At 65.7% G+C, this 22,361-nt stretch carries 17 protein-coding genes; 9 read left to right on the top strand and 8 right to left on the bottom strand.

The window, feature by feature from the left end; all coding sequences use genetic code 11:
* Positions 1 to 242 precede the first annotated feature (242 nt).
* The 9 genes from sppA to AC0L3K_RS01385 all read left to right on the top strand — a co-directional run bounded on the left by sppA (position 243) and on the right by AC0L3K_RS01385 (position 8,226).
* Complete coding sequence (gene sppA / locus AC0L3K_RS01425) at positions 243 to 1,223, top strand: signal peptide peptidase SppA (RefSeq protein ID WP_007598412.1); 981 nt, start codon at positions 243 to 245, stop codon at positions 1,221 to 1,223.
* Between the two features lie 171 nt (positions 1,224 to 1,394).
* Positions 1,395 to 1,700: an integration host factor subunit beta gene (locus tag AC0L3K_RS01420; RefSeq protein WP_007598410.1), complete on the top strand. Its 306-nt coding sequence runs from the start codon at positions 1,395 to 1,397 to the stop codon at positions 1,698 to 1,700.
* Between the two features lie 71 nt (positions 1,701 to 1,771).
* Positions 1,772 to 2,164: a lipopolysaccharide assembly protein LapA domain-containing protein gene (locus tag AC0L3K_RS01415; protein WP_007598407.1), complete on the top strand. Its 393-nt coding sequence runs from the start codon at positions 1,772 to 1,774 to the stop codon at positions 2,162 to 2,164.
* A gap of 81 nt (positions 2,165 to 2,245) precedes the next feature.
* Positions 2,246 to 2,917 carry a phosphoribosylanthranilate isomerase gene (locus AC0L3K_RS01410; protein WP_219678801.1) on the top strand — a complete coding sequence of 224 codons (672 nt, stop codon included), beginning with the start codon at positions 2,246 to 2,248 and terminating at the stop codon, positions 2,915 to 2,917.
* On the top strand, positions 2,914 to 4,131 hold the full coding sequence (gene trpB, locus AC0L3K_RS01405; protein ID WP_354200288.1) for a tryptophan synthase subunit beta: 1,218 nt from the start codon (positions 2,914 to 2,916) through the stop codon (positions 4,129 to 4,131). Before AC0L3K_RS01410 ends, trpB begins: the two co-directional genes overlap by 4 nt.
* A complete protein-coding gene (trpA, locus tag AC0L3K_RS01400) occupies positions 4,128 to 4,964 on the top strand; it encodes a tryptophan synthase subunit alpha (RefSeq protein ID WP_473365406.1) in 837 nt (278 codons plus the stop codon). The genes trpB and trpA overlap by 4 nt, the downstream gene beginning before the upstream one ends.
* 137 nt (positions 4,965 to 5,101) lie before the next feature.
* The gene (gene accD / locus AC0L3K_RS01395; protein WP_007598402.1) at positions 5,102 to 6,043 is read left to right on the top strand and encodes an acetyl-CoA carboxylase, carboxyltransferase subunit beta; all 942 of its coding nucleotides are present in this window, start codon (positions 5,102 to 5,104) and stop codon (positions 6,041 to 6,043) included.
* Positions 6,040 to 7,383, top strand: a complete 1,344-nt coding sequence (locus AC0L3K_RS01390; protein ID WP_354200286.1) for a bifunctional folylpolyglutamate synthase/dihydrofolate synthase — start codon at positions 6,040 to 6,042, stop codon at positions 7,381 to 7,383. The genes accD and AC0L3K_RS01390 overlap by 4 nt, the downstream gene beginning before the upstream one ends.
* Before the next feature lie 102 nt (positions 7,384 to 7,485).
* Positions 7,486 to 8,226: a metallophosphoesterase family protein gene (locus AC0L3K_RS01385; protein WP_354200285.1), complete on the top strand. Its 741-nt coding sequence runs from the start codon at positions 7,486 to 7,488 to the stop codon at positions 8,224 to 8,226.
* A 101-nt stretch (positions 8,227 to 8,327) separates the two neighbouring features.
* Here AC0L3K_RS01385 and AC0L3K_RS01380 read toward each other — a convergent pair whose 3' ends face one another.
* From AC0L3K_RS01380 to AC0L3K_RS01345, 8 genes are all read right to left on the bottom strand, one after another.
* Positions 8,328 to 9,341: an ATP-dependent DNA ligase gene (locus AC0L3K_RS01380; protein WP_354200387.1), complete on the bottom strand. Its 1,014-nt coding sequence runs from the start codon at positions 9,339 to 9,341 to the stop codon at positions 8,328 to 8,330.
* A gap of 145 nt (positions 9,342 to 9,486) precedes the next feature.
* Complete coding sequence (gene trxA, locus AC0L3K_RS01375) at positions 9,487 to 9,807, bottom strand: thioredoxin (RefSeq protein WP_007598398.1); 321 nt, start codon at positions 9,805 to 9,807, stop codon at positions 9,487 to 9,489.
* Positions 9,808 to 9,870: 63 nt separating this feature from the next.
* Positions 9,871 to 13,380 carry a double-strand break repair helicase AddA gene (gene addA, locus AC0L3K_RS01370; protein WP_473365405.1) on the bottom strand — a complete coding sequence of 1,170 codons (3,510 nt, stop codon included), beginning with the start codon at positions 13,378 to 13,380 and terminating at the stop codon, positions 9,871 to 9,873.
* Entirely contained in the window at positions 13,374 to 16,520 is a 3,147-nt protein-coding gene (gene addB / locus AC0L3K_RS01365; RefSeq protein WP_007598396.1) for a double-strand break repair protein AddB, read from the bottom strand. Before addB ends, addA begins: the two co-directional genes overlap by 7 nt.
* 219 nt (positions 16,521 to 16,739) lie before the next feature.
* Positions 16,740 to 17,462, bottom strand: a complete 723-nt coding sequence (locus AC0L3K_RS01360) for a nucleotidyltransferase family protein (protein ID WP_007598395.1) — start codon at positions 17,460 to 17,462, stop codon at positions 16,740 to 16,742.
* A 124-nt stretch (positions 17,463 to 17,586) separates the two neighbouring features.
* Positions 17,587 to 17,904, bottom strand: a complete 318-nt coding sequence (locus AC0L3K_RS01355; RefSeq protein WP_007598394.1) for a PilZ domain-containing protein — start codon at positions 17,902 to 17,904, stop codon at positions 17,587 to 17,589.
* Positions 17,905 to 18,033: 129 nt separating this feature from the next.
* A complete protein-coding gene (tsaE, locus tag AC0L3K_RS01350; RefSeq protein ID WP_354200282.1) occupies positions 18,034 to 19,566 on the bottom strand; it encodes a tRNA (adenosine(37)-N6)-threonylcarbamoyltransferase complex ATPase subunit type 1 TsaE in 1,533 nt (510 codons plus the stop codon).
* The gene (locus tag AC0L3K_RS01345; protein WP_354200281.1) at positions 19,563 to 22,067 is read right to left on the bottom strand and encodes a sensor histidine kinase; all 2,505 of its coding nucleotides are present in this window, start codon (positions 22,065 to 22,067) and stop codon (positions 19,563 to 19,565) included. Before AC0L3K_RS01345 ends, tsaE begins: the two co-directional genes overlap by 4 nt.
* Positions 22,068 to 22,361 lie beyond the last annotated feature (294 nt).

Here is a 22,361-nt window from a genome sequence, read left to right as displayed (position 1 = left end):
CAAAGCCCCGGCGCAAGCCGGGGCTTTTTTGTTGTTGAGGTCGTAGCCCGGATGGAGCGAAGCGCAATCCGGGAAAGCCTCTCCGTGAGGCGAGAACCCCGGATTACGTTTGCGCTCCATCCGGGCTACGCCGCTACCGGCCTTGTTTTCTTCTAATTGCGCCGCAATTGATGTATCCAGATAAGCCAATGGTCACGCTGCGACGGCACAACGCGCCCGGCCTTTCATCTGGAGATACTGAGATGTCGCTCGATTCGGACATCATCGTCGATCGCCGCAGGATCCGCCGCAAGCTGACGTTCTGGCGCGTCTTGGCCGCGCTGATCGCGATCGCGGCGATCGCTGGCTTCGCACTGGTCGCGACGCCGGGTGCGCGCGGCACGTTCGCGTCCGCCGGCTCGATCGCGCGGGTCCAGATCGACGGCCTGATCCGCAGCGATTCCGATCGCACGCAGGCGCTCGAGCGGCTGGAGAATTCGCAGGCTGCTGCCGTCATCGTCCACATCAACTCGCCGGGCGGCACCACCGCCGGCTCCGAGCAGCTCTACGATTCCCTTGTGAGTCTGAAGGCGAAGAAGCCTCTCGTCGTGGTCGTCGAAGGCCTCGCCGCCTCCGGCGGCTACATCACCGCGATCGCCAGCGATCACATCATCGCCCAGCAGAGCTCGCTGGTCGGCTCGATCGGCGTGCTGTTCCAGTTTCCGAACGTCTCGGAGCTGTTGAAGACCGTCGGCGTCAAGGTCGAGGAGGTAAAGTCCACGCCGCTGAAGGCCGCGCCCAACGGTTTTGAGCCAACCAGCCCCGAGGCACGGGCGGCGCTCGATGCGCTGGTGAAGGATTCCTATGCCTGGTTCAAGGGATTGGTGAAGGACCGGCGTGGCATGGATGACACGCAGCTCGAGAAAGTGGTTGATGGCCGTGTCTTCACCGGACGCCAGGCGATCGACCTCAAGCTGATCGACCAGATTGGCGACGAGAAGACTGCCGTGACCTGGCTGGTCGAGCAGAAGGGCGTCAAGAAGGGACTCTCCGTGCGCGATTACAAGCTGCAGCCGCGCTTCAGCGATCTGCCGTTCCTCAAGACGGCGGCCGCAGTGACGCTGGAAGCACTGGGTTTAGGCTCGATTGCGCATCAAATCGGACAAACCGGCGTCGCACAGGCGGTCGATCGGCTCGGAATGGATGGAATGCTCGCCTTGTGGCAGCCGGCGGCGTCGAACTGACGGAACCGGGCGAGCCCCGGAGGTTTTTCCCGTTCGGCGCGTGCAGGGCCAGCCTGCTTTTTTGGCATTTGTCACGTATTTTCACGACGCTCAACCTTCATTTAGCGTCTTGACAGATCACGGTATTTTCACGGAAATGGTCGTCCGCACGCTCCCGGGTCCTATCTCTCGATGATCAAATCCGAACTTGTTCAGCGTATCGCCGAGCACAACCCGCATCTGTACCAGCGGGATGTCGAGAACATTGTGAATGCGATTCTCGAAGAGATCGTAGCGGCTCTCGCGCGCGGTGACCGCGTCGAGTTGCGCGGCTTCGGTGCCTTCTCGGTCAAGCATCGCCCTGCACGCGCAGGGCGCAATCCGCGCACCGGCGCCCATGTGCCTGTCGATCAGAAGAGCGTTCCGTTCTTCAAGACCGGCAAGGAAATGCGCGAACGGCTGAATCGCGACCATCCGGATCCAGGCGCGCCAGACTGAGGTCCACCTCAGGGTTTCCGGCGGTCGCCACCGATGCGGCCGCAACTTTGATTCAAGGCGAGCGAGCCGAGATGCGAAAATTCCTGACCGCGCTGGTCGTGATTCCGCTGGGCCTGATCCTGATGATCTTTGCCGTCGCCAACCGGCATTTCGTCACGGTCTCGTTCGATCCCTTCGTGTCCAACGACCCGTCATTCTCGGTCACGCTGCCGCTGTTCCTGCTCCTGATCGTGGTGGCCGCGCTCGGGGTTCTCGCGGGCGGTTGTGCCGTCTGGTTCGGCCAGCGGCACTGGCGGCGTGCGGCGCGCCGGCATGACGCGGATGCCCGGGCCGCGCGAGGCGAGCTGGCCGATCTGCGGGCCCAGGCGGCCGCAGCAAGGCCCGAGTCCCAGCGCCTCCCCGTTCCCTCCGGGGTGGGGCTTTACGGGCCCGTCGGGCGAGACAAGCAGCGCGCGACGTTGTAGAAGCGGCCGCGACCGAAAAGCCCGTTTTCCGGCCGCGGACCTGCGGCCTCCATTTGCTTTGAGCCCATATCCGTCGAGAACATGTCCCTGCTCGTCAAAATCTGCGGCCTGTCCACGCCCGAGACGCTCGAAACGGCGCTCGAGGCGGGTGCCGACATGGTGGGCTTTGTGTTCTTCCCGCCGTCCCCGCGGCATTTGTCGCTGGAAGCCGGCCGGGGGCTCGGCCGGCAGGTGAAGCGGCGCGCGCTCAAGGTCGCCCTCACCGTCGATGCCGACGACGCCACGCTCGACAACATCATGGACGCGCTGTCGCCGGACATTTTCCAGCTTCATGGCACGGAAAGCGTGGCCCGGCTGCGCGACATCAAGCAGCGGTTCGGTCGCCCGGTGATGAAGGTCGTGCCGGTCGCAACGTCAGCCGATCTCGCCGTGCTGCCCGGCTACGCAGAGGTGGCCGAACGCATCCTGTTCGATGCGCGCGCGCCGAAGGACGCGACGCGGCCGGGCGGCCTCGGTGCACCGTTCGATTGGCATCTGCTCGGAAACCTGGAGCTGAACGTGCCGTATATGGTTTCGGGCGGGCTAGATGCAGGGAACGTCGCCGAAGCCGTTCGCGTCACCCGCGCCGGTGGTGTGGACGTCTCCTCCGGTGTCGAGAGCGCCCCGGGCGTGAAGGATCCCGGGATGATCAAGGCCTTCATTCGCGCCGCGCGCGCAAGCCAAGATGCAAATCAAGAGTTGAGCGTCCGATGAATGTTGTAAAACCCAATTCCTATCGCAGCGGCCCCGACGAGCGCGGCCATTTCGGCATATTCGGCGGACGCTTCGTTGCCGAAACCCTGATGCCGCTGATCCTCGATCTGGAGAAAGCCTACACCGATGCCAAGGCCGATCCGGCCTTCCAGATCGAGATGAACGGCTATCTCAAGAATTACGTCGGCCGGCCCTCGCCGCTTTATTTTGCCGAGCGTCTGACCGAACATCTCGGCGGCGCCAAAATCTATCTCAAGCGCGAAGAGCTCAACCACACCGGCTCGCACAAGGTGAACAACGTGCTCGGCCAGATCATGCTGGCGCGGCGGATGGGCAAGAAGCGCATCATCGCCGAGACCGGTGCCGGCCAGCACGGTGTCGCCACCGCGACGCTGTGCGCGCGCTTCGGCCTGGAATGTATCGTCTATATGGGCGCCGTCGACGTCGAGCGGCAGCAGCCCAACGTCATCCGCATGGAGATGCTGGGCGCAACGGTGGTCCCGGTGCAGTCGGGCACGCGCACGCTGAAGGACGCCATGAACGAGGCGCTGCGCGATTGGGTCACCAACGTGCACAACACGTTCTACTGCATCGGCACGGTCGCAGGGCCCCATCCCTATCCGACGCTGGTGCGCGACTTCCAGTCGATCATCGGCAATGAGACCAAGGTGCAGATGCAGGAGATCGAAGGCCGCCTGCCGGATTCGCTGGTCGCCTGCATCGGCGGCGGCTCCAACGCGATGGGCCTGTTTCATCCGTTCCTTGACGATTCCTCGGTCGAGATCTTCGGCGTCGAAGCTGCGGGCCACGGGCTGACGCAACTGCATGCGGCATCGATCGCGGGCGGCCGTCCCGGCGTGCTGCACGGCAACCGCACCTATCTCCTGATGGACGCGGACGGCCAGATCCAGGACGCGCATTCGATCTCCGCCGGCCTCGACTATCCCGGCATCGGCCCCGAGCACTCCTGGCTGCACGAGATCGGCCGCGTGAACTATCTCTCCGCGACCGACGACGAGGCGCTCGCAGCGTTCCAGCTGCTGTCAAAGCTGGAAGGCATCATCCCCGCGCTCGAACCGGCACATGCCATCGCCAAGGTGATGGAGCTCGCGCCGAAGCGGACAAAAGATCACCTGATGGTCGTCAACCTCTCCGGCCGCGGCGACAAGGACGTCCCGCAGGTCGGCGACATCCTGAGGGGCAAGCGCAAGTGACCACGCGTATCGACACCCGTTTCGCAGAGCTGAAGAAAGCCGGCCGCTCGGCCTTCGTCACCTTCGTGATGGCCGGCGATCCCGATCCGGCGACCTCGCTCGAGATCATCAAGGCGCTGCCGAAAGCGGGCGCCGACGTGATCGAACTCGGCATGCCCTTCACCGATCCGATGGCCGACGGTCCCTCGATCCAGGCGGCAGGCCTGCGCGCGCTCAAGGCCGGCATGACGCTGAAGAAGACGCTCGATCTCGTGCGCGGCTTCCGCAAGGACGACAACACGACGCCGATCGTGCTGATGGGCTACTACAACCCGATCTACATCTACGGCGTCGACAAATTCCTGGTCGATGCGAAAGCCGCCGGCATCGACGGCCTCATCATCGTCGATTTGCCGCCGGAGGAGGACGACGAGCTCTGCCTGCCCGCGATGAAGGCCGGCCTCAATTTCATCCGCCTGGCGACGCCGACTACCGACGACAAGCGCCTGCCGGCCGTGCTCGCCAATACCTCGGGCTTTGTCTATTACGTCGCGATTACCGGCATCACCGGCGCGGCGGCTGCAGATGCCTCCGCCGTCGGCGAGGCCGTTATCCGCATCAAGCGGCACACCGAGCTGCCGGTCTGCGTCGGATTCGGTATCCGCACGCCGGAGAATGCCCGCGCAATCGCCTCGCATGCCAATGGCGCCGTGGTCGGTACCGCGCTGGTCGATGCGCTCAAGAACAGCCTCGATGCGGACGGGCGCGCCACCGGCAAGACCGTCAACGCCGTCGCTGAGCTGACGGCGGCACTCGCGCAGGGCGTCAAAGGCGCGCAACAGGCGGCGGAATAGGCCACAATTCCGCTGCCAAGTCCGGCGAGCAAGTCCGACGAGCAAGGCCGACGATATGGCGGCTTGCCGGGCCGGGTCCCGGCCGCCATATATCTCTTCAGGCGGTCCCCAGGCGGGATCGCACATCGGAGCAAACCATGAACTGGCTTACCAATGTGGTCCGGCCGAAGATCCGCAACATGCTGCGGCGGGAGACGCCGGAGAATCTGTGGATCAAGTGCCCGGATTCCGGACAGCTCGTGTTCTACAAGGACGTCGAGGCCAACCAGTTCGTCATCCCCGGCTCGAACTATCATATGCGCATGAACGCGGTGGCGCGTCTGAAGTCGATTTTCGACAACGAGACCTGGTACGACGTCGCGCTGCCTGACGTCACGCCCGATCCGCTCAAGTTCCGTGACGAGAAGAAGTACGTGGATCGCATCAAGGATGCGCGCGCGCGAACCAACCTCAACGACGCGATCAAGGTCGGCTACGGCAAACTCGAAGGTGCCGCCGTCGTCGTCGCCGTGCAGGATTTCGACTTCATGGGCGGCTCGCTCGGCATGGCCGCGGGCGAAGCCATCGTGCGCGGGCTCGAGCTTGCGGTCGAGAAGAAATCACCCTTCATCGTGTTCGCCGCCAGTGGTGGCGCGCGCATGCAGGAAGGCATCCTGTCACTGATGCAGATGCCGCGAACCACGGTCGCGGTGCAGATGCTGCGTGAAGCAAAACAGCCCTACATCGTCGTGCTGACCAACCCGACCACCGGCGGCGTCACCGCGTCCTATGCGATGCTCGGCGACGTGCAGATCGCCGAGCCCGGTGCACTGATCGGTTTTGCCGGCGCGCGCGTGATCGAGCAGACCATTCGCGAAAAACTCCCCGAGGGTTTTCAGCGCGCCGAATATCTCAAGGAGCACGGCATGGTCGACATGGTCGTGCATCGCCACGAATTGCGCCCGACCCTGGCGCGGCTCTGCCGTCTGTTGACCAGGGCGCCGGCGCTGGAGAGTGGATCCAAACCGGTGCAGCCGGTCGTGAGCCCGGCGCAGATCGTATCGGCTCCCGAAACGGCGCCGGCCGCGCCGCACGCGTGAACGCTTCCTCTGACAGCGCAAAGCCGCCGCTCGGCGAATTGATCGGGCGGCTGTCGGCCCTGCATCAGAAACGCATCGATCTCGGGCTGGATCGGATGCACCGCCTGCTCGAGCGGCTCGGTCACCCCGAGCGCAAGCTGCCGCCGGTGATCCACATCGCCGGTACCAACGGCAAGGGCTCGACGCTGGCTTATCTGCGCGCGACGCTGGAAGCCGCAGGCCTGCGCGTCCACGCCTACACATCGCCCTATCTCGTTCGCATCAACGAATGTTTCCGGCTCGGCCGCGTCGGCGGCGGCGTGCTGGTCGATGACGACGAGTTGCGCGCGGCACTGGAAGAGGTCGAGCGTGTCAATGCCGGCGAGCCGGCCACACTGTTCGAGCTCAAGACGGCGGCTGCATTTCACCTGTTCGCGCAGAACCCGGCCGATGTGGTTCTGCTGGAGGTCGGCCTTGGGGGCCGGCTTGATTCAACCAATGTGGTTGACGCGCCGGCGGCCTGCGTGATCACGCCTATCAGCATGGACCACATGGATTTCCTCGGCGATACTTTGACGTCGATCGCCGGCGAAAAGGCTGCAATCATCAAGCAGGGCGTGCCCGTGGTGTGCGCCGAGCAGCCGGGTGAGGCGATGGCCGTGGTCGAGGCGCAGGCCAAGCGCATGCGGGCGCCGTTGTTTGCCGCGGGCGAGAGCTGGCATGTCAACGTCGAGAACGGGCGGCTGGTCTATTCTGACGAGCGCGGCTTGATGGATCTCACGGCGCCTCGCCTGTTCGGCCGCCACCAGTTCGACAATGCCGGTCTCGCCATCGCAACGCTGCGGGCCACCAACGCCTTCAAGATCAACCAAGCGGCGTTCGAGGCCGGGATCGTCGGTGCGGAATGGCCGGCACGGATGCAGCGCATCGCTTCGGGCGAGTTGCTCGCTCTCGGCCCGCAGGGCTCGGAGATCTGGCTCGACGGCGGCCACAATGCGGAAGGCGGCCGCGTTGCGGCGGCCGCGCTCGGCGATCTCGAAGAGCGGGTGTCGCGGCCGCTGGTCGTGATCGCGGGCATGATGGCCAACAAGGACGCGCAGGGTTTTCTCGCCAATTTCGCCGGTCTGACCCGTCACATCATCGCGGTGCCGATTCCCGACACCGACAACGCCATGCCGGTCGACCGCCTCACGGATGCCGCCCGCAGCCTCGGCATGCGGGTCGAGCCCGCGCCCGGCGTCGAGGCCGCACTGCGCGCCTTGGCGAAGCTCGCCTACGAAGTGCCGCCGCGCATCCTGATCACCGGCTCGCTCTATCTCGCCGGCCACGTGCTCGCTATCAACGGCACGCCTCCTGCATAGAGTTTGGGTAGCCCGGATGGAGCGAAGCGCAATCCGGGATTGTACCAAAAGCGACAAAGGCCCCGGATTACGCTTCACTCCATCCGGGCTACAGGAAGACCCATGCGTTTTGCAGCGATTGCCGACGTCCACGGAAATTACCTCGCGCTGGAAGCTGTGCTCGCCGACATCCGCGCGCAAGGCGTCTCCGACATCGTCGATCTCGGCGACATGCTGAGCGGCCCGCTCGATGCGCGCCGCACCGTCGAGGTCATGATGCGACTCGATGCCGTGCACGTGCTCGGTAATCACGATCGCTATCTGCTCGATCGTCCGCCGGAGAAGATGGGCTCGTGGGATCGCCCCGCCCATGCGCAACTCAACGCCGCGCAACTCGACTGGCTGCGTGCGCAGCCGATGACGCGCGTCTTTCGCGAGCAGGTGTTCCTCTGCCACGCGACGCCCGACAGTGACGAAGTCTATTGGCTCGATACGGTGCATCCGGATGGCGCGGTGGCGCTGTCGCCGCTCGATCGCATCGAGCAATTTGCGCAAGGCATCACGCAATCGCTGATCCTGTGCGCCCACACCCATCTCGCCCGTGCCGTGCGACTTCGAGATGGAAGGCTGATCGTCAATCCCGGCAGCGTCGGCAGCCCCGGCTATCGCGACAAGCATCCGTTCCCGCATGTCGTGGAGGCCGGTACGCCGCACGCGCGCTATGCGATTCTCGAGCTAACCGATGGTGCCTGGCAGCTCACGTTCCGCCAAGTCGTCTACGATCACGAGACGATGGCCGCGCTTGCTCGCCGCAACGGCCAGCCGGAGCTGGCGAACGCGCTGGCGACGGGATGGATTGCCTAGCGCCGTCGCCTCGTAGCCTGGATGGAGCGAAGCGCAATCCAGGAATCGTGCCACAAATGACGACGGCCCCGGATTACGCTGCGCTCCATCCGGGCTACCGGTTACGGCTGTTTCAACAGCTTCATCGGATCGGCCACCTTCTGCTTCAGCTGCTCGAAGCTGCATTGCCGCGGGGCCTTGTCGGGACGCCAGCGCAGAATCGAGGTGCCGTGGCGAAAGCGCTCGCCGCTGAAATGGTCGTAGCAAACCTCGATCACCAACTTCGGCTTGAGCGGACACCACTTGGCCGAGCGCTCGGTGGACCAGCGGCTCGGCCCGCCCGGCGCGTTGCCGGTGAAGCCCGGCTCGCCGATCAGCGCCTCCAGCCGATCGGTCAGATCGGGCTTGTCCGTCGCCTTGATCGCCGAGGTGAAGCCGACATGATGCAGGAGACCTTCGTCGTCATAGAGTCCGAGTAGCAGCGATCCCACCACCTTCCGGCCGGCGATCTTGTTGGTGGCATAGCGGAAGCCGCCGACCACGCAATCGGCGCTGCGGAATTTCTTGATCTTCTGCATGCCGTCGCGATTTCCCGCCTGGTAGGGCAGGTCGATGCGCTTGGCGATGACGCCGTCCGAGCCGCCGCCGGATTGCGCCAGCCATTTCCTCGCAATGGCGTAGCTCGTGGTCGCCGGTGAGAGGCGGAAGATGCTGCCTTTCAGATGGGCCTTGGCAAACGCTTCCAGCGCCGGCCGTCGTTCGCTCAGCGGCTGCTCGGCAAGTTGTTTCTCCCGGGCCGTCGCAAGCAGATCGAACGCGAGATAGAGCGCCGGCGTCTCCTCCGAGAGCTTGTTCACGCGGCTCGCTGCAGGGTGGATGCGTTGCAGCAGAGCGTCGAAGGAAAACCCCTTGCCGTGCGGCACGACGATCTCGCCGTCGAGCGTGAAGCGATCCGCCTTCAGCTTCAGCGCCGTCGCGACAATCTCGGGGAAATAGCGTGCGAGGTCCTCGCCGGATTTCGAACGCAGATCAATACTGCCGCCGTCGCGCGACAGCAGGCAGCGGAAGCCATCCCATTTCGGCTCGTATTGCCACTCCTTGCCGCGCGGGATCTCGTCGACCGAGCGCGCCTCCATCGCCACGAGGGACGTCGACTTTCGCGCGCGCTTTGCGGGAGGGGGAGGCAACAGGCGGGACTCATCATACGCTGGACATGTCCCATCAACGCAAAACGGCCGGCTTTCGCCGGCCGCTTCCAAAAATATTCTTCCGCGAGGCGGATCAGACCGCGGAGGTGATCCACTGCTGCAGCTTCGCCTTCGGCGCCGCGCCAACCTGGCGGGAGGCCATCTCGCCGCCCTTGAAGATCATCAGGGTCGGGATCGACATCACGCCGTATTTCGACGCGGTCTTCGGGCTCTCGTCGACATTGAGCTTCACGATCTTGACCTTGTCGCCCATCGCACCGGCGATCTCGTCGAGCGCGGGTGCGATCATGCGGCAGGGGCCGCACCATTCGGCCCAGAAATCGACGACCACGGGGCCGTTTGCCTTGAGCACTTCGGCTTCGAAATCGGTGTCAGAAACCTTACCAACGGCCATGGGAGTACCTCGTACCTGAGAGAAGGGCGCGACGGGAATCGCGCCCGAGATCATGGCGTCAACCTATGAATGGCTCCTTGCCGGGTCAAGGACGCTCACACCGAGATGAAGAGATGCCAGCGCCGCGTCCAGCGCGGGAGCCGAAATCTCCATATATTCAAGGGCCTCGGTCCAGAGCAGGACGGCGCGGATCGGCTTTTGGGGATAAAGCCGCGATAGCACCGCCCGATATAGCGCCAGCTGGCGGACATAGGCGGCGGGCGCCGCATGGGCGCTCTTGGAAGCCGCCTGATTGGTCTTGAAATCGACGATCAAGACCTCATCCGGCCGAACGACCAGCCGGTCGATCTGGCCGGACACCAGCGCGGGAGCGTGGCCCGGCCGTTCCAGCCTGCCGACAATCGCGACCTCCGCCCGGCTGCCGGCGGCAAACACGGGGGCAAACCGTGGTTCGGCGATCAAGGCGAGCACCTTGTCGGCCAGCGCGGCCCGGTCGGCCTCCGCCCAGTCCGCGGCATTGCGCGCCATGAAGCCGAGCGCGGCCTCGCGCCGACGCTCGGTGGGGATGTCGGGGAGCGATTGCAGCAGCCGGTGCACCAGCGTGCCGCGTTGCAGCGCGAGCGCGCGGGACTGCACTGATTCGCCCGACAGCACGGTGCGGCCTTCCCCGGACGGCTGGCCGGAGGGGCGCACCGGATCGTCTTCGATGGTCTCGGGCGGTACCGGCGTCCGCAGCCAGACCGGGAGCGCGGTCGTCTGGTCCAACGAGATCGCGGGCGTGCCCAGCGCCACGACATCCTCCGGTCGGGAGAAGCGCGTTACCTTTCCCAGCGGCGTCTCGATCGTCTCTTTCGCCAGGCCCGAGCCGGCGAGCCCGGTGTCGACCAGATCGTACCAGCTCAGCTTGCGGACCGTCTTCATGTTGCCGGGCATGCAGCCGCCGACGATGAGCCGGTCGGCGGCGCGCGTCATCGCGACGTAGAGCAGGCGGCGGTATTCGTCCTCGGTCTCCTCGAGCATCGCCTTGCGGGCGTCGGCGACGGGCTTGGGATCGTCCGCCTTGCGTCCGGCCCAGACCACCACCTCGCCGCCATTGCCGCGCGGGACCTGGATCAGCCGGAGCCGCTGCGAATCCGCGGGCGACGATGTGGTGTCGACCATGAACACGACCGAGGCCTCCAGGCCCTTGGCGCCGTGCACGGTCATCACCCGCACCTCGTCGCGCGAGATCTCCATGTCGCGCTTCACCTCAGTATCGGCCGAGCGCAGCCAGGCCATGAAACCCTGCAGCGAGGCCGGCGCCTTGCGCTCGTAATTCAGCGCCAGCTCCAGGAACTCATCGAGCGCGTCATTGGCCTCATGGCCGAGCCGGCGCAGCATGCGCGCGCGTCCGCCGTCGCCCCCGAGCAACCAGGCGTAAAAGGCGAACGGCGTCTCCTCGCGGGCTCGGGTTTCGCAGGCTTCGAGGCGTCGCAACGCCGCAGTGAATGTCTCGCTTGTCGGGGCATGTTCGCCGAGCGCGCGGCGCAGCGATCCCTTGCGGTCATGGGCCAGCTGGAACAGATCGTCGTCATCGAGCCCGAACAGCGGGCTCTTCAGCGCCACCGCGAGCGCGAGATCGTCCTGCGGCAGCAGCAGCGCGTCCGCAAGATTCATTAGGTCGATGATTCCGATGTGCTCAGTGAGCTTGAGCCGATCGGCGCCGGCGACCGGAACGTTGGCGTGCTTCAGCGCCTGGATCACTGCATCGAACGCGTTGCCGCGGCGGCGCACCAGGATCAGCATGTCGCCATAACGCAGGGGACGCCGCTCGCCCTCGTGGCCCGTCAGCGTGCCGCTCTCGACCAGCCGCTTGATCTCGGTCTGGATCCGGCGCGCGAGCTTCACCTCGGGGCTGGTGGCGGCGACGCCGTCGAACGGCGCGCGCCAGCCCTCGATCTCCTGCCTGTCGTCGGCTTCCGCAAGGTCCCAGAGCTCGATCACGCTGGGACCTGCATCGCCGAGAGCGTTGTGCAGGGGATGACCGGTCTCGAGCGAATGGATGCTCTTGTAGATCGCGGGCTCGCGGAAGACGTGGTCCACCGAATGCAGGATCGCGGCGCCGGAGCGGAACGAATAGGTGAAGGCGACCGGATCGAATTTCAGTCCGGCCGCCGTGAACTTGCGGTGCAGCTCGCGTCGGCGTGCGTCGAACTCCCGGGGCTGAGCACCCTGAAAGGAGAAAATCGACTGCTTCTCGTCGCCGACAGCGAAGACGGTGCGATTCAGGCCTTCGCGCGCACCTTCGCCGGCGGTGAATTCCGAGATGATGTGCGCGACGATGTCCCATTGCCGCGGGCTGGTGTCCTGGGCTTCGTCGATCAGCACGTGATCGACGCCGCGGTCGAGCTTGTAATGCACCCAGCCCGAGGAAACGCGGTCGAGCATCGCCAGCGTCTTGTCGATCAAATCGTCATAGTCGAGCAGGCCGCGCTCCTGCTTCTCGCGACGGTAGTTTGCGGCGGCGGCGGTTGCGATATGCAGCAGGGCCGCGCTGCGGTCGCGCATGGTCACCGTGCGGCGCTTCTCGATCAATCCTGCCAGGCGTTGCGCCTCGTTCTCGAACAGGCGGGCGACGGATGGTTTCTGCTCGCCGAACTTCTTGGTCAGCACCGCCTTGCGCGGCAGCTTTTCGTCGGTCAGGAAGACGCAGAGATAGGCATCGACCTGCGCGGCACCGGAAAACGCCTTTGCTTCGCGGAGCCGGCTGGCCTGGTCGTTGTCGGACTTGCTGCCGTCTTCCAGCGCGAAGGCGATGTCGTCCCAGCGCGATCGCGGCAGATACGGGCCGTCGAGAATCTCCGTCTCGACATCCTCGATGCGGTCGTTTGCGTCCACGCCCAGCACGGCCGCCATCTGCGCAGCAGCGGCCTCGGCGTTGCCGGCCTCATCGGTCCAGGCCATGAAGTGGTCGCGGCTGAGACATGCCTCGCGCACGACCTCCTTGAAGGTGACGTCGGCGGCGCTCGCCATCGCGGTCTGCAGCGCGCGGCCGGTGATGCTTTCAGGGTCGCGCGCGGCCTCCAGCAGCACCTTCAGATTGGCGCGCTCCATCATGTCGGTCTGGTCGCGCTCGTCGATCACGGCAAAGCGCGCGGGGACATTGGCCTCGAACGGAAACTGCTGGAGCAGGCGCGTGCACAGCGCGTGGATGGTCTGCACCTTCAACCCGCCCGGCGTCTCCAGCGCGCAGGCGAACAGCTTGCGCGCTTCGCGCCGCAGTTTTCGGTCCGGATGGGGAATGCCGACGTCACGGATCGCCGCATCGAGCGCGGTGTCGTCGAGCGTCACCCAATGCCCGAGCGTGGTGAACACGCGCTCGGCCATGTTGGCGGCAGCCGCCTTGGTGAAGGTGATGCAGAGGATCTTTTCCGGCGGCACGCCCGAGAGCAGCAGGCGGATCACGCGCTGCACCAGCACATGCGTTTTGCCCGAGCCGGCATTGGCCGACACGAAGGCCGACGCGGTCGGATCCGATGCGCGCGCCTGTCGCGCGCGCAACTCATCCGGGATGGGGCGCGGTGCCTTCACCATTCCTCGATCCCCAATCCACCGGCCGCGGACCATTCCTTGATCCGGGCGAGATCGTCATAGGCGCCGTAGCGGTTGGTCCACATCGGCAGGTTCAAGGAGGTATAGGGCTGGTTCTCGTCGTCGAAGGCGCGAATCAGCGCCTCGAGCTTGGCCCTGGCCTCAGCAGCCGCGGTGTCCGGCGGCTGCGGCTCGTCGCCTTGCCTATACTTGAGCTCGAGAACGCGCTCCTCGCCCGGCGGATTGTTGCCGCTCAGGCGAACATAGACGAGCTGGCTCACGGACGCACCAGCATCGATGTCGGGAAAACCGCCCTCGCGCAGGATCGCGGCTTCCAGCGTGAGCTGCGGCGACAGGCCCATGCGGACCTGCTTGCCGGTCGGTGGCTGGCCGGTCTTGTAGTCGAGGATAGCGTAGCCGCCGCCTTGGCGCCGTTCGATGCGGTCGGCGCGAGCGGAGAGACGGAAGCTGCGCCCATGGTCGAGCGGGATCGAGATTTCGCCGCGGGTTTCCGCGGTGATCACCTCGATCGCGCCGCGCCGCGCCGTCTCCCATTCGCCGAACCAGCGCGCGATGCGCTGGAAGCGCGGCCACCACAGCGCCCGCGCCTCGGGTCGCTCCATCAATGGCGCAAAGTATTTTTCGCCGATCGCGCGCAGCACGCGTGAGGGATCATCTGGCAGATCGGTGGCGTAGCGTTCCGTGAACTCGCCGAGCGCATCATGGATTGCCGAGCCGCGGTCGGCGGCCGACAGCGGCATGTCGACGGGATCGAGCGCGTCGAGCCGCAAAATGTGTTTTGCGTAGATCGTATAGGGATCGCGCAGCCAGTCCTCGATCCCGGTCACAGACATCCTGAGCGGCCGGGTCGCGCGGGGCGGTCGCGGCTCGGGCTGCTTGATCGGTCTCACCTCGTCGGGCTGGTCCAGCGCGGCTGCGAACCGCACGTATTTCTCGCCCGCGCGAATCGCGGCCTTCCAGTGCGCATCGCCCGCGACCGCCTCTAACCGATGCAGGAAGCGCGAGGCGACCGCCGGCGCACCGCCGGCCTTGGCGGAGTGGGTGAGGATGACCTCGTCGCCACCGAGCAGTTGCGCAAAATCGTGGGCGGAGAGGCCGATGCGGCGTTCCGGCAGATCGAGGCCGAGCTGGTGCCGCATCGGTCGGCTCAGCCACGGATCGATCCGCGGCGCCGGTGGCCAGACCCCCTCGATCAGGCCGCCAACGATGATGCGGTCGGCCTGCATCAGGCGCGATTCCAGCGGGCCGTAGATCTGCAAGCGCGCGCCCGGCCTGTCCCGCCGCCGCACCGCGCGATCGCTGAACGCGGTCTGGAAGACGTCTGCGTAGTCGGGCAGCGTGACCATCAATCCGCTGGTCGTGCCGCCGCGCAGGAGATCGTCGAAGGCGCTCGCGAGCGCGAGGCCTTCGCGCTCCTCGAACGCCAGCGGGATGCCCTGCTCGTCGCGCGACAGCTCGATCATGATCTCGCGATGCCGATGCGCGAGTTCGGCGAAGTCATATGGTCTTGATGATGCAAGACTCTCGATCGGCGCCAAGGCTTGTCGTAAGCCATCGATCAGCACCTGAATGCGATCGAGGTCTTCGGCCTTGAGACGTGCACGCGGCTCGGCCTTGTGCAGCGCGGAGACCTCGCTGCGCCACAGCTTTGCCAGTTCCTCGCGAAAGCGATTGAATTCGCGCAACAGGCCGGCGGTGCCCGCGGGCGGGCGCGTGCCGCGCAACAAAGCGAGCTCCAGGTCTTCGATCGCCGCCTTCCATGCACCAGACGCCCGGCCGATCCGGCATAGCGGATGCTTCAGCATCGCCAGCAGCGTCGGCGGCTCCAATCCCTTGGTCGCAGCCTCCGCTGTCAGTCGCGCAAAGACGCCGGCGGCGGTTTCCATCAGGACATCGCCGCCGGAATCATCGAATGCGAGATCCCATCGTGTCAGCGCAGCCATCACCCGCCGCGCCAGCGCGCGATCGGGCGTGACCAGCGCCGCGGATTTGTCGAGGTGCCGCGCCTCGCGCATCGCGATGGCGATGGCGAGCGCTTCCATTTCCGGGTTGGGGGCTTCGACAACCGCGAGGTTCTTCATGCCGCCGGTGATCTTCGCGGCCACATCCGGCTGCTTCAGCCGGTCGTGCCATATCTCGGTCTTGGCCGAGGGCCGCATCGATTCCGACGCCAGCAGATCGCGACCGCCTTCCGCCGGTGGCTGGAGACTATCGACGTCGCTGCGCTTGATGCCAAACCGATCCAGCAGCGCGTGCATGGCATATTGCGGATGGTTCGAGACCGGGTGCTCAGCGAACTTGCCGAGCGAATCGCGTACGCCGCCGATGCTGCGCCATGCATCGTCGTCGAGATCAGTGTCGAGGCCGGGCAGCACCACGGCGCCATGCGGCAGCGAGGCGACTGCATGGAGAAATCTTGCCGTGGCCGGCATCGAGCCGGTCGAACCGGCCGCGATCACGGGGCCTTGGTGATGCGCGGTCAGCCGCTTGGCTTCGGCATCGATCAGGAGGTCGCGGCGGGCAGCGGGCTCGATGCGTTTGATTTCGGCGAGATGACCCGGCCAAGCGATGCGCGCGATACGCAAAAATTCAAGCGAGTGCTGCCAGTACCGGTCGAGCATATCAGGTACGAGGCCATCGAGCGCGCTCCAGTCGACGCCGCGCGTGACCATGTCGTCGATCAGACGCGCGAGATCGGAAGCCAGCGCCAGCGTCGAGGCGGGGCCCCCGACGACCAGCGGAGACAGCACCGGGCCCTTGGCCCAGGCCGCGACGAGCTGCGCCAGTGTCAGCCGCCGTTCGAGCTCGCCGAGCCGCGGCGGAATGTCGAGCGGCGTTGCGCCGGAAAACTGTTCGCCCTCATCGGCGAAAGCGAGCTCATCCTCGTCGATGTCGCCGAGCGCGACGATGCGCGGCAGCACGACCGCATCCGCCTTCATCTCGTCGAGGAAGATCTCGCGGACGACGCGCATGGCGCGCCGTGTCGGCAGGTACAGCGTGGCGTCCGCCAGCCGCGCCGGTTCCTTGCGCGCCTCAAAGCCCTCGACCAGCCGGCCGTCGAGCAGGCTGGAGACGACGGTGCGCAGGAACGGAACTGAGATGGGAACGCTGAAAACGCGCATGAGCTGCCTGATTCGGGAATCAGGCGCCAATATAGGGAGGCGGACTCAAATGGATATGGGTGGAGGGAGATAGTCCCCGCTGTTCGCCGGACCAGAACAGGTGCCGTAGGGTGGGCAAAGGCGCAACGCGCCGTGCCCACCATGTTTCCGCGAATTTCAGCTTAGATGGTGGGCACGCTTCGCTTTGCCCACCCTACGGCACCGTGCGCGAGAGCGGCCCTACGCCACGCTCTCCAGAAACGCCTCTTCGGCCGCGTGGACGGCATCAGGCGTGCCGACATGCATCCAGACGCCGTCGAGGCGAAGGCCGAACAGCCGCTCCTGCTCGTTGGCACGGTCGAACATCTTGGTCAGCGAGAACTCGCCCGTGGGGGCATCGGCGAAGATCGACGGCGACAGGATCGCCGCGCCGGCATAGACGAACGGAACGACCTCTTTTTCCTTGCGCTTGCGCAGGGCGCCGTCCGCCAGCATGCCGTAATCGCCGCGGCCGCTATAGCCGATGCTGGTCGCCGTCGGCGCCATCAGCAGCAAAATGTCCATGCGCTCAGGGTCGAAGTTTTCGGCGAGCCGCGTCAGGTTCGAGCGCACGCCGTCGATCCACAGCGTGTCGGAATTGACGTGAAAGAACGGTGCGTCCCCGAGCAGCGGCAGTGCCTTGACCACGCCGCCACCGGTGCCGAGCACCTGGTTGCGCTCGTCCGAGATGGTCACGCGCGGATGCTGGCGGGATGCGGTGTGATCGATGATCTGGTCCGGCAGATAGTGCACGTTGACCACCGCCTCGCTCACTCCGGCGTGGGCGAGCTTGTCGAGCACGTGGTCGAGCAGCGGCTGGCCGGCCACCGGAACCATCGGTTTCGGCATCTTGTCCGTCAACGGACGCATGCGCAGGCCGAACCCTGCGGCGAGCACCATGGCTTTGGTCGGTTTGACGGACATCCTTCGCTTTCTCAGACCTACTGATTTCGCGTTCGCAGCAATCCTAACACGAGGTTCGACTGACCGCACCGCGTCTTAATCGCCTTAACCACCTGCCGTGACGCTTGTACGACGGGTGTTGCCGTTACGCCCCGATGGATGTGGAACGCGTCTTTTTCTTCTTGTCGCCGAGCTTGAGAAAGTTGACGCCGATCTGGTCGCCATTGACCCAGGCGAGCTCGCAGCGTCGGTACGCAAGTCCGGTGGACGACAGCAGCAGAAAAAACTCCTTCAGATGCAAGCCTTCGACTGAGCCGTCGATGGTCAGCTTGGCGCCGCTGTCGGAGACGTCCTCCATGGTGCAATCGCGCCGCCAGGTGCCGTCGATACCCATCATCTGGGCTGCGATCCCGCGTTCGAAAACAACCCGGCTGTTGCCGCGCTGGTCCGTCTTCACCGCCATCTGCCCTGCTCCAGCCCCGTAATCATCCGGCTGCCTCGCCGCTAGATTACCGGTGTCTTGGCTAACAGCCGGTAAATCGGGCCCCGAATCAGCCTTTTCCGCCCCTGCTAGCCTTTTCAGCCTTGGGCCTCAGCCTTGGGCCGGCCTTCGGGGTGGCGGGACATTGGCGAGATACCAGTCGCGCAGATGGGCGAGCGCGGGATGCGCCAGCGAGCGCTGGAGATAGGTCCAGATCCGCGGCTGGTGACGCAGATAATGCGGCTTGCCGTCGCGGCGGTTGAGGCGGGCGAAGGTGCCGAGCAGACGCGTGTTCCGCTGCGCCGACATGATGGCGTAGAGCTCCGCGAAGCCGGCCGCGTCGAAGCTCGCGGCGCTGGCGCGGCGCGCCTTGATGTAGCGCGACAGCAGCGTCAGTTCGATCGCCTCGGGCACATCGATGCGGGCGTCCTGGAGCAGCGACACCACGTCGTAGGATTGCGGCCCCAGCACGGTGTCCTGGAAATCGATCACGCCGACGCGTTCGATGCCGGTGCGATTCCCGAGCCAGATCAGGTTCGGGGAGTGATAGTCGCGGATGATCCACGTCTTCGGCGAGGCCTGCGGCTTCTGCAGCAGCTCGCGCCACATCGCGAAAAATTCGGCGCGCTTCCCGTCGTCCAGCGGCGCGTTGCGATCGGGCAGGTACCATTCCGGCATCAACCCAATTTCGGTCAGCAGTGCCTCGGTATCGAAGACGGGAATGGCGTAGGTCTGCCCCCCGAGCGGCAGCGTCTCCGGCAGCGTCTTGCCGTGCAGCACGGCTAGCAAATCGACGGCGGCTTCGTAGCGTTCGGTGATCGGGCGGGGCGGATCGCCCTCGATCACGCCTTCGCTGCCGAAGTCTTCGCTGATCAGGAATCCGTGGTCGAGGTCGGAATGATGGATCGCGGGCGCGGAGATTCCCTGCGCGCGCAGGCCCTCATCGATGGCGACGAAGGGTTTGATGTTTTCGGCGAGATGCACCGCGGCGCTGTAGGATTTTCCGTTGTACATCGCAGCGCCATCCGGGCGCTGCGGCGAGTTCATGAGGATGACGATCTCGTCGTCGCGCAGCAGCCGCGCATAGGAGCGCGTCGAGGCGTCGCCTGCCATCCGCTTGCGCGTTGCCTCCATGTAGCCGGATGCATCGAGGAATTCTCGCAGCGCCTTTAGCCGCGCGACGATGGCGGCAGCCTTGCCATGGCCGGTGATGTCGGCGGCGCGTGCGTTCGAGCCCAGTGCCGGCCGGTGCGTCAGCGCGATGTCGATGCGGTCTTGAGGCATCGCCGAGGGCGCGCGCTCCGGCCATTCGATCAGGACGAGGGTTGCTTCCGGCAGCGGCGACAGCCCGATCTCTTCGAGCTCGCTCTCGTCCTCGACGCGGTAGAGGTCGGCATGCATCACCGGGAATGGCGGCAGCTCGTAGCCCTGCACCAGCGTGAAGGTCGGGCTCGGCACTTCCAGTGCATCGTCGCCGGCGAGGTAGCGGATCATGGCTCGCGCCGCCGCGGTCTTGCCGGCCCCGAGATCGCCGGTGAGCGTGATGACATCGCCGGGGCCGACCAGCAGCGCGAGGTCGGCCATCAATTGCGCAGTGGCCGTCTCGTTGTGGAGCGCGACGGAGAATGTGGCTGGCGCAGTCATTCGGCGGCGTCGCGATGCGCCGCCTGGTCGGTCGGGAAATCACAGATCACGACCGTGCCCCTGCCCACGATCGAATCGACCCGGATGTTGCCGCCATGCAGCTCGACGAAGGAGCGCACCAGCGACAGGCCGAGCCCGGCGCCGCGATGACGCGAGCCCTGCGAGCGGCTCTCGAACCAGTTGAACACCTTGTCCTTCATGTCGGCAGGTATTCCAGGCCCGGAATCTGTCACCGTGAAGACCACACTGCGTTCGGTGCGGCGGGCGCTGATGCCGACGGTGGAATCCGGTGGAGAAAACCCGACGGCATTGGCAAGGAGGTTATAGAGCACCTGCACCACGCGCTTCTCGTCGCCGGTGAAGCTGCCGACATCGGGCGCGATCTCGACCTTGAGGCGGATGCGGTCGGTGGCGAGCCGGTCCTGGAGACCCTCGGCGGCGAGCTCGATGGTCTTGCTGACGTCGACCGGGCCGAGTTCCAGCTTCATGGCGCCGGCGTCGATGGTGGCGAGATCCAGGATGTTGTTGGTCAGCGCCAGCAGCGCATTGGTCGATTTGGTGACGTAGTCGAGATATTCGGCCTGTTTCGGCGTCAGCGGCCCGGTCGAGGGATCGCTGAGGAAATGCGCGAAGCCGATGATGGTGGTGAGCGGCGAGCGCAGCTCGTAGGAGACATGGTGGACGAAATCCACCTTCATCTGGTCGGCGGCCTCCAGCGCCTCGTTGCGCTCGCGCAGCGCGCGCTCGACGTTCTCGGTGTCGGTGATGTCCTGGAACGTCAGCATCGTTGCGCCGTCGTGCAGGGGCCGGATCATGCCGTCGAGCACGCTGCCGTCCTTGCGCTCCAGCTTCAGCGGAACGTCGGCGCGGCTCTCGATCGAGGTGACGGCCTCGCGGATCTGCCGCCAGACGATCGCGTCATCGAACAGCTGATGGCACCAGCCCTCGACGGTCTGGATGTGCGGCTCGTCGCGCATGGCGTCAGCGGACAGCTTCCACATCCGGACGAAGGCCGGGTTGAACAGCTGCGCCTTGCCGTTGCTGCCGAACACCGCGACGCCCTCGGCGAGGCTGTCCAGCGTCTCGCGCTGGACCCGGATCATGCCGTCGAAGCGGCGGGCAAGCTCGAGGCTCTCGGTGACGTCGTCGAACAGATAAGTGACGCCGCCTTCGGGGTTCGGCGTGGTGACGACGGAGAGCGCGCGGCCGTCGGGCAGGTACCAGGTGTCCTTGGCAGCCTCGACCGCCCGATAGGCCTCGTGCAGCTTCGCCTTCCAGGCGCGGAAGTCCGGCTGCTCCGGCAATTTGCGCGCGGCGCGGAGCTTGTCGAGCACGCTGGAATCGTCAGGGTTGGCGTCGAGGAAGGTGCGGTCGAGGTCCCACAGCTGGCGGTAGGAATCATTGTAGAAGGCAAGCCGGCGCTGGCCGTCGAACACGGCAACGCCGGAGGAGAGCTGGTCGAGCGTGCGGCGATGCGCTTCCGCCATCCGCACCAGCGCCGAGCTCAAGGCATCCGCTTCGCTGGCATCAATGGCAACGCCGACATTGCCGCCGCCGACATTGACGGCGCGCACGTCGTAGATGCGCCGCTCGCCGCCGATCACGATCGGCAGGCGCGAGGTGAAATTGGCCGTTTCCTTCAGCCCCCGCTCCATCGCGGTGCGGTCGGCGCTGTCGAGCAGCTCGAGCTTGCGCTCCTGGGCGTCGGTGATGCTGGCCGCCTCGGTCGCACGGACATAGGCGGGGTTGGCGTAAGCCAGCGCGCCGTTCTCGCCCTTGGCCCAGATCGGCCAGGGTGCGGCGGTCGCGAAGCCGCGCAGCATTTCCGTCTCGTCGGAGAGGGCCTTGTAACGCAGATTGGTCTCGGCCAGATCGCGGCGGAGCCCTGAGAGCTCGCGAATCCTGACGATGGCCTGGCCGCCGATGGCGCGGCCGATCGCCTCCAGCGTGTGGCCATGCGCGGTGGTGAGCGTCAGCTGGAACCCGTCGCCGCGGTCGCGCAGCGCATCGACCGCGTGATCCATCCGGAGCGCCGGTTCCGGCGGCAACCAGGTTCCAAACGCGAGCACGCGCTGTGGAGAGGAGTCGCGCGGCAGCACCATGGAGATGTCACCGGAGATCTGCGCGCGATTGTCGCCGGCCGGCCAGGAGATCAGGATCTGCGGCTCGGCGAACAGCAGTGCGCCGAAGCGGTCGGCCTGGAGCTGGAGTTCCCCGATCCGGGCGCGCAGCCGCGCCTCATTCTTCGCCGTGCGCACGCGCGTGCGCATCAGGAGGATCGCGGCGACCACCGAGAAGCCGAGCAAGGCCAGCGCGGTGGCCAGCACCGCGAGTTCCTGCCGGTTGAAATCCAGCAATGCTGAGAGTGTGTCGACGAGGTCGGCGGCCTCAGCCGGCGCAGCCGGCAGCAGCGCTGCGAGAGCGCTTCCCAACAAGCCGTTGCGCACGAGCGATGTGCACGACAGCAGCGTCCGACGCATCGACACGATCACGCCTGACATAGTTGCCCCAAGATCGCACGAATTTGCGCGCGGCGACCCCCGTCGCGCGCGAATCAAACGACAATACCCTCACCGTGACTCCACCGGTAAGAGTCCAGACCGTGAACGCAACGGCGACCCCAAAAAAATGCGGGCGCGGTGTTCCAATTCACGTAGTTCCTCGGGTGATTCGAGTGGAATTGCCGTGTGATCGCGCGTCATGCGGAGCTTACCGCGAAGCCGGTGCGCTCCCTCCCCCGCTCGCGGGGGAGGGTTGGGGAGAGGGTATCTCGGCAACGGGACAATCCCCCAGAG

Source organism: Bradyrhizobium sp. MI1.10 (assembly GCF_055811035.1).
Note: the sequence above shows the minus strand (reverse complement) of the source record. Positions and strands in the feature narration are given on the sequence as shown.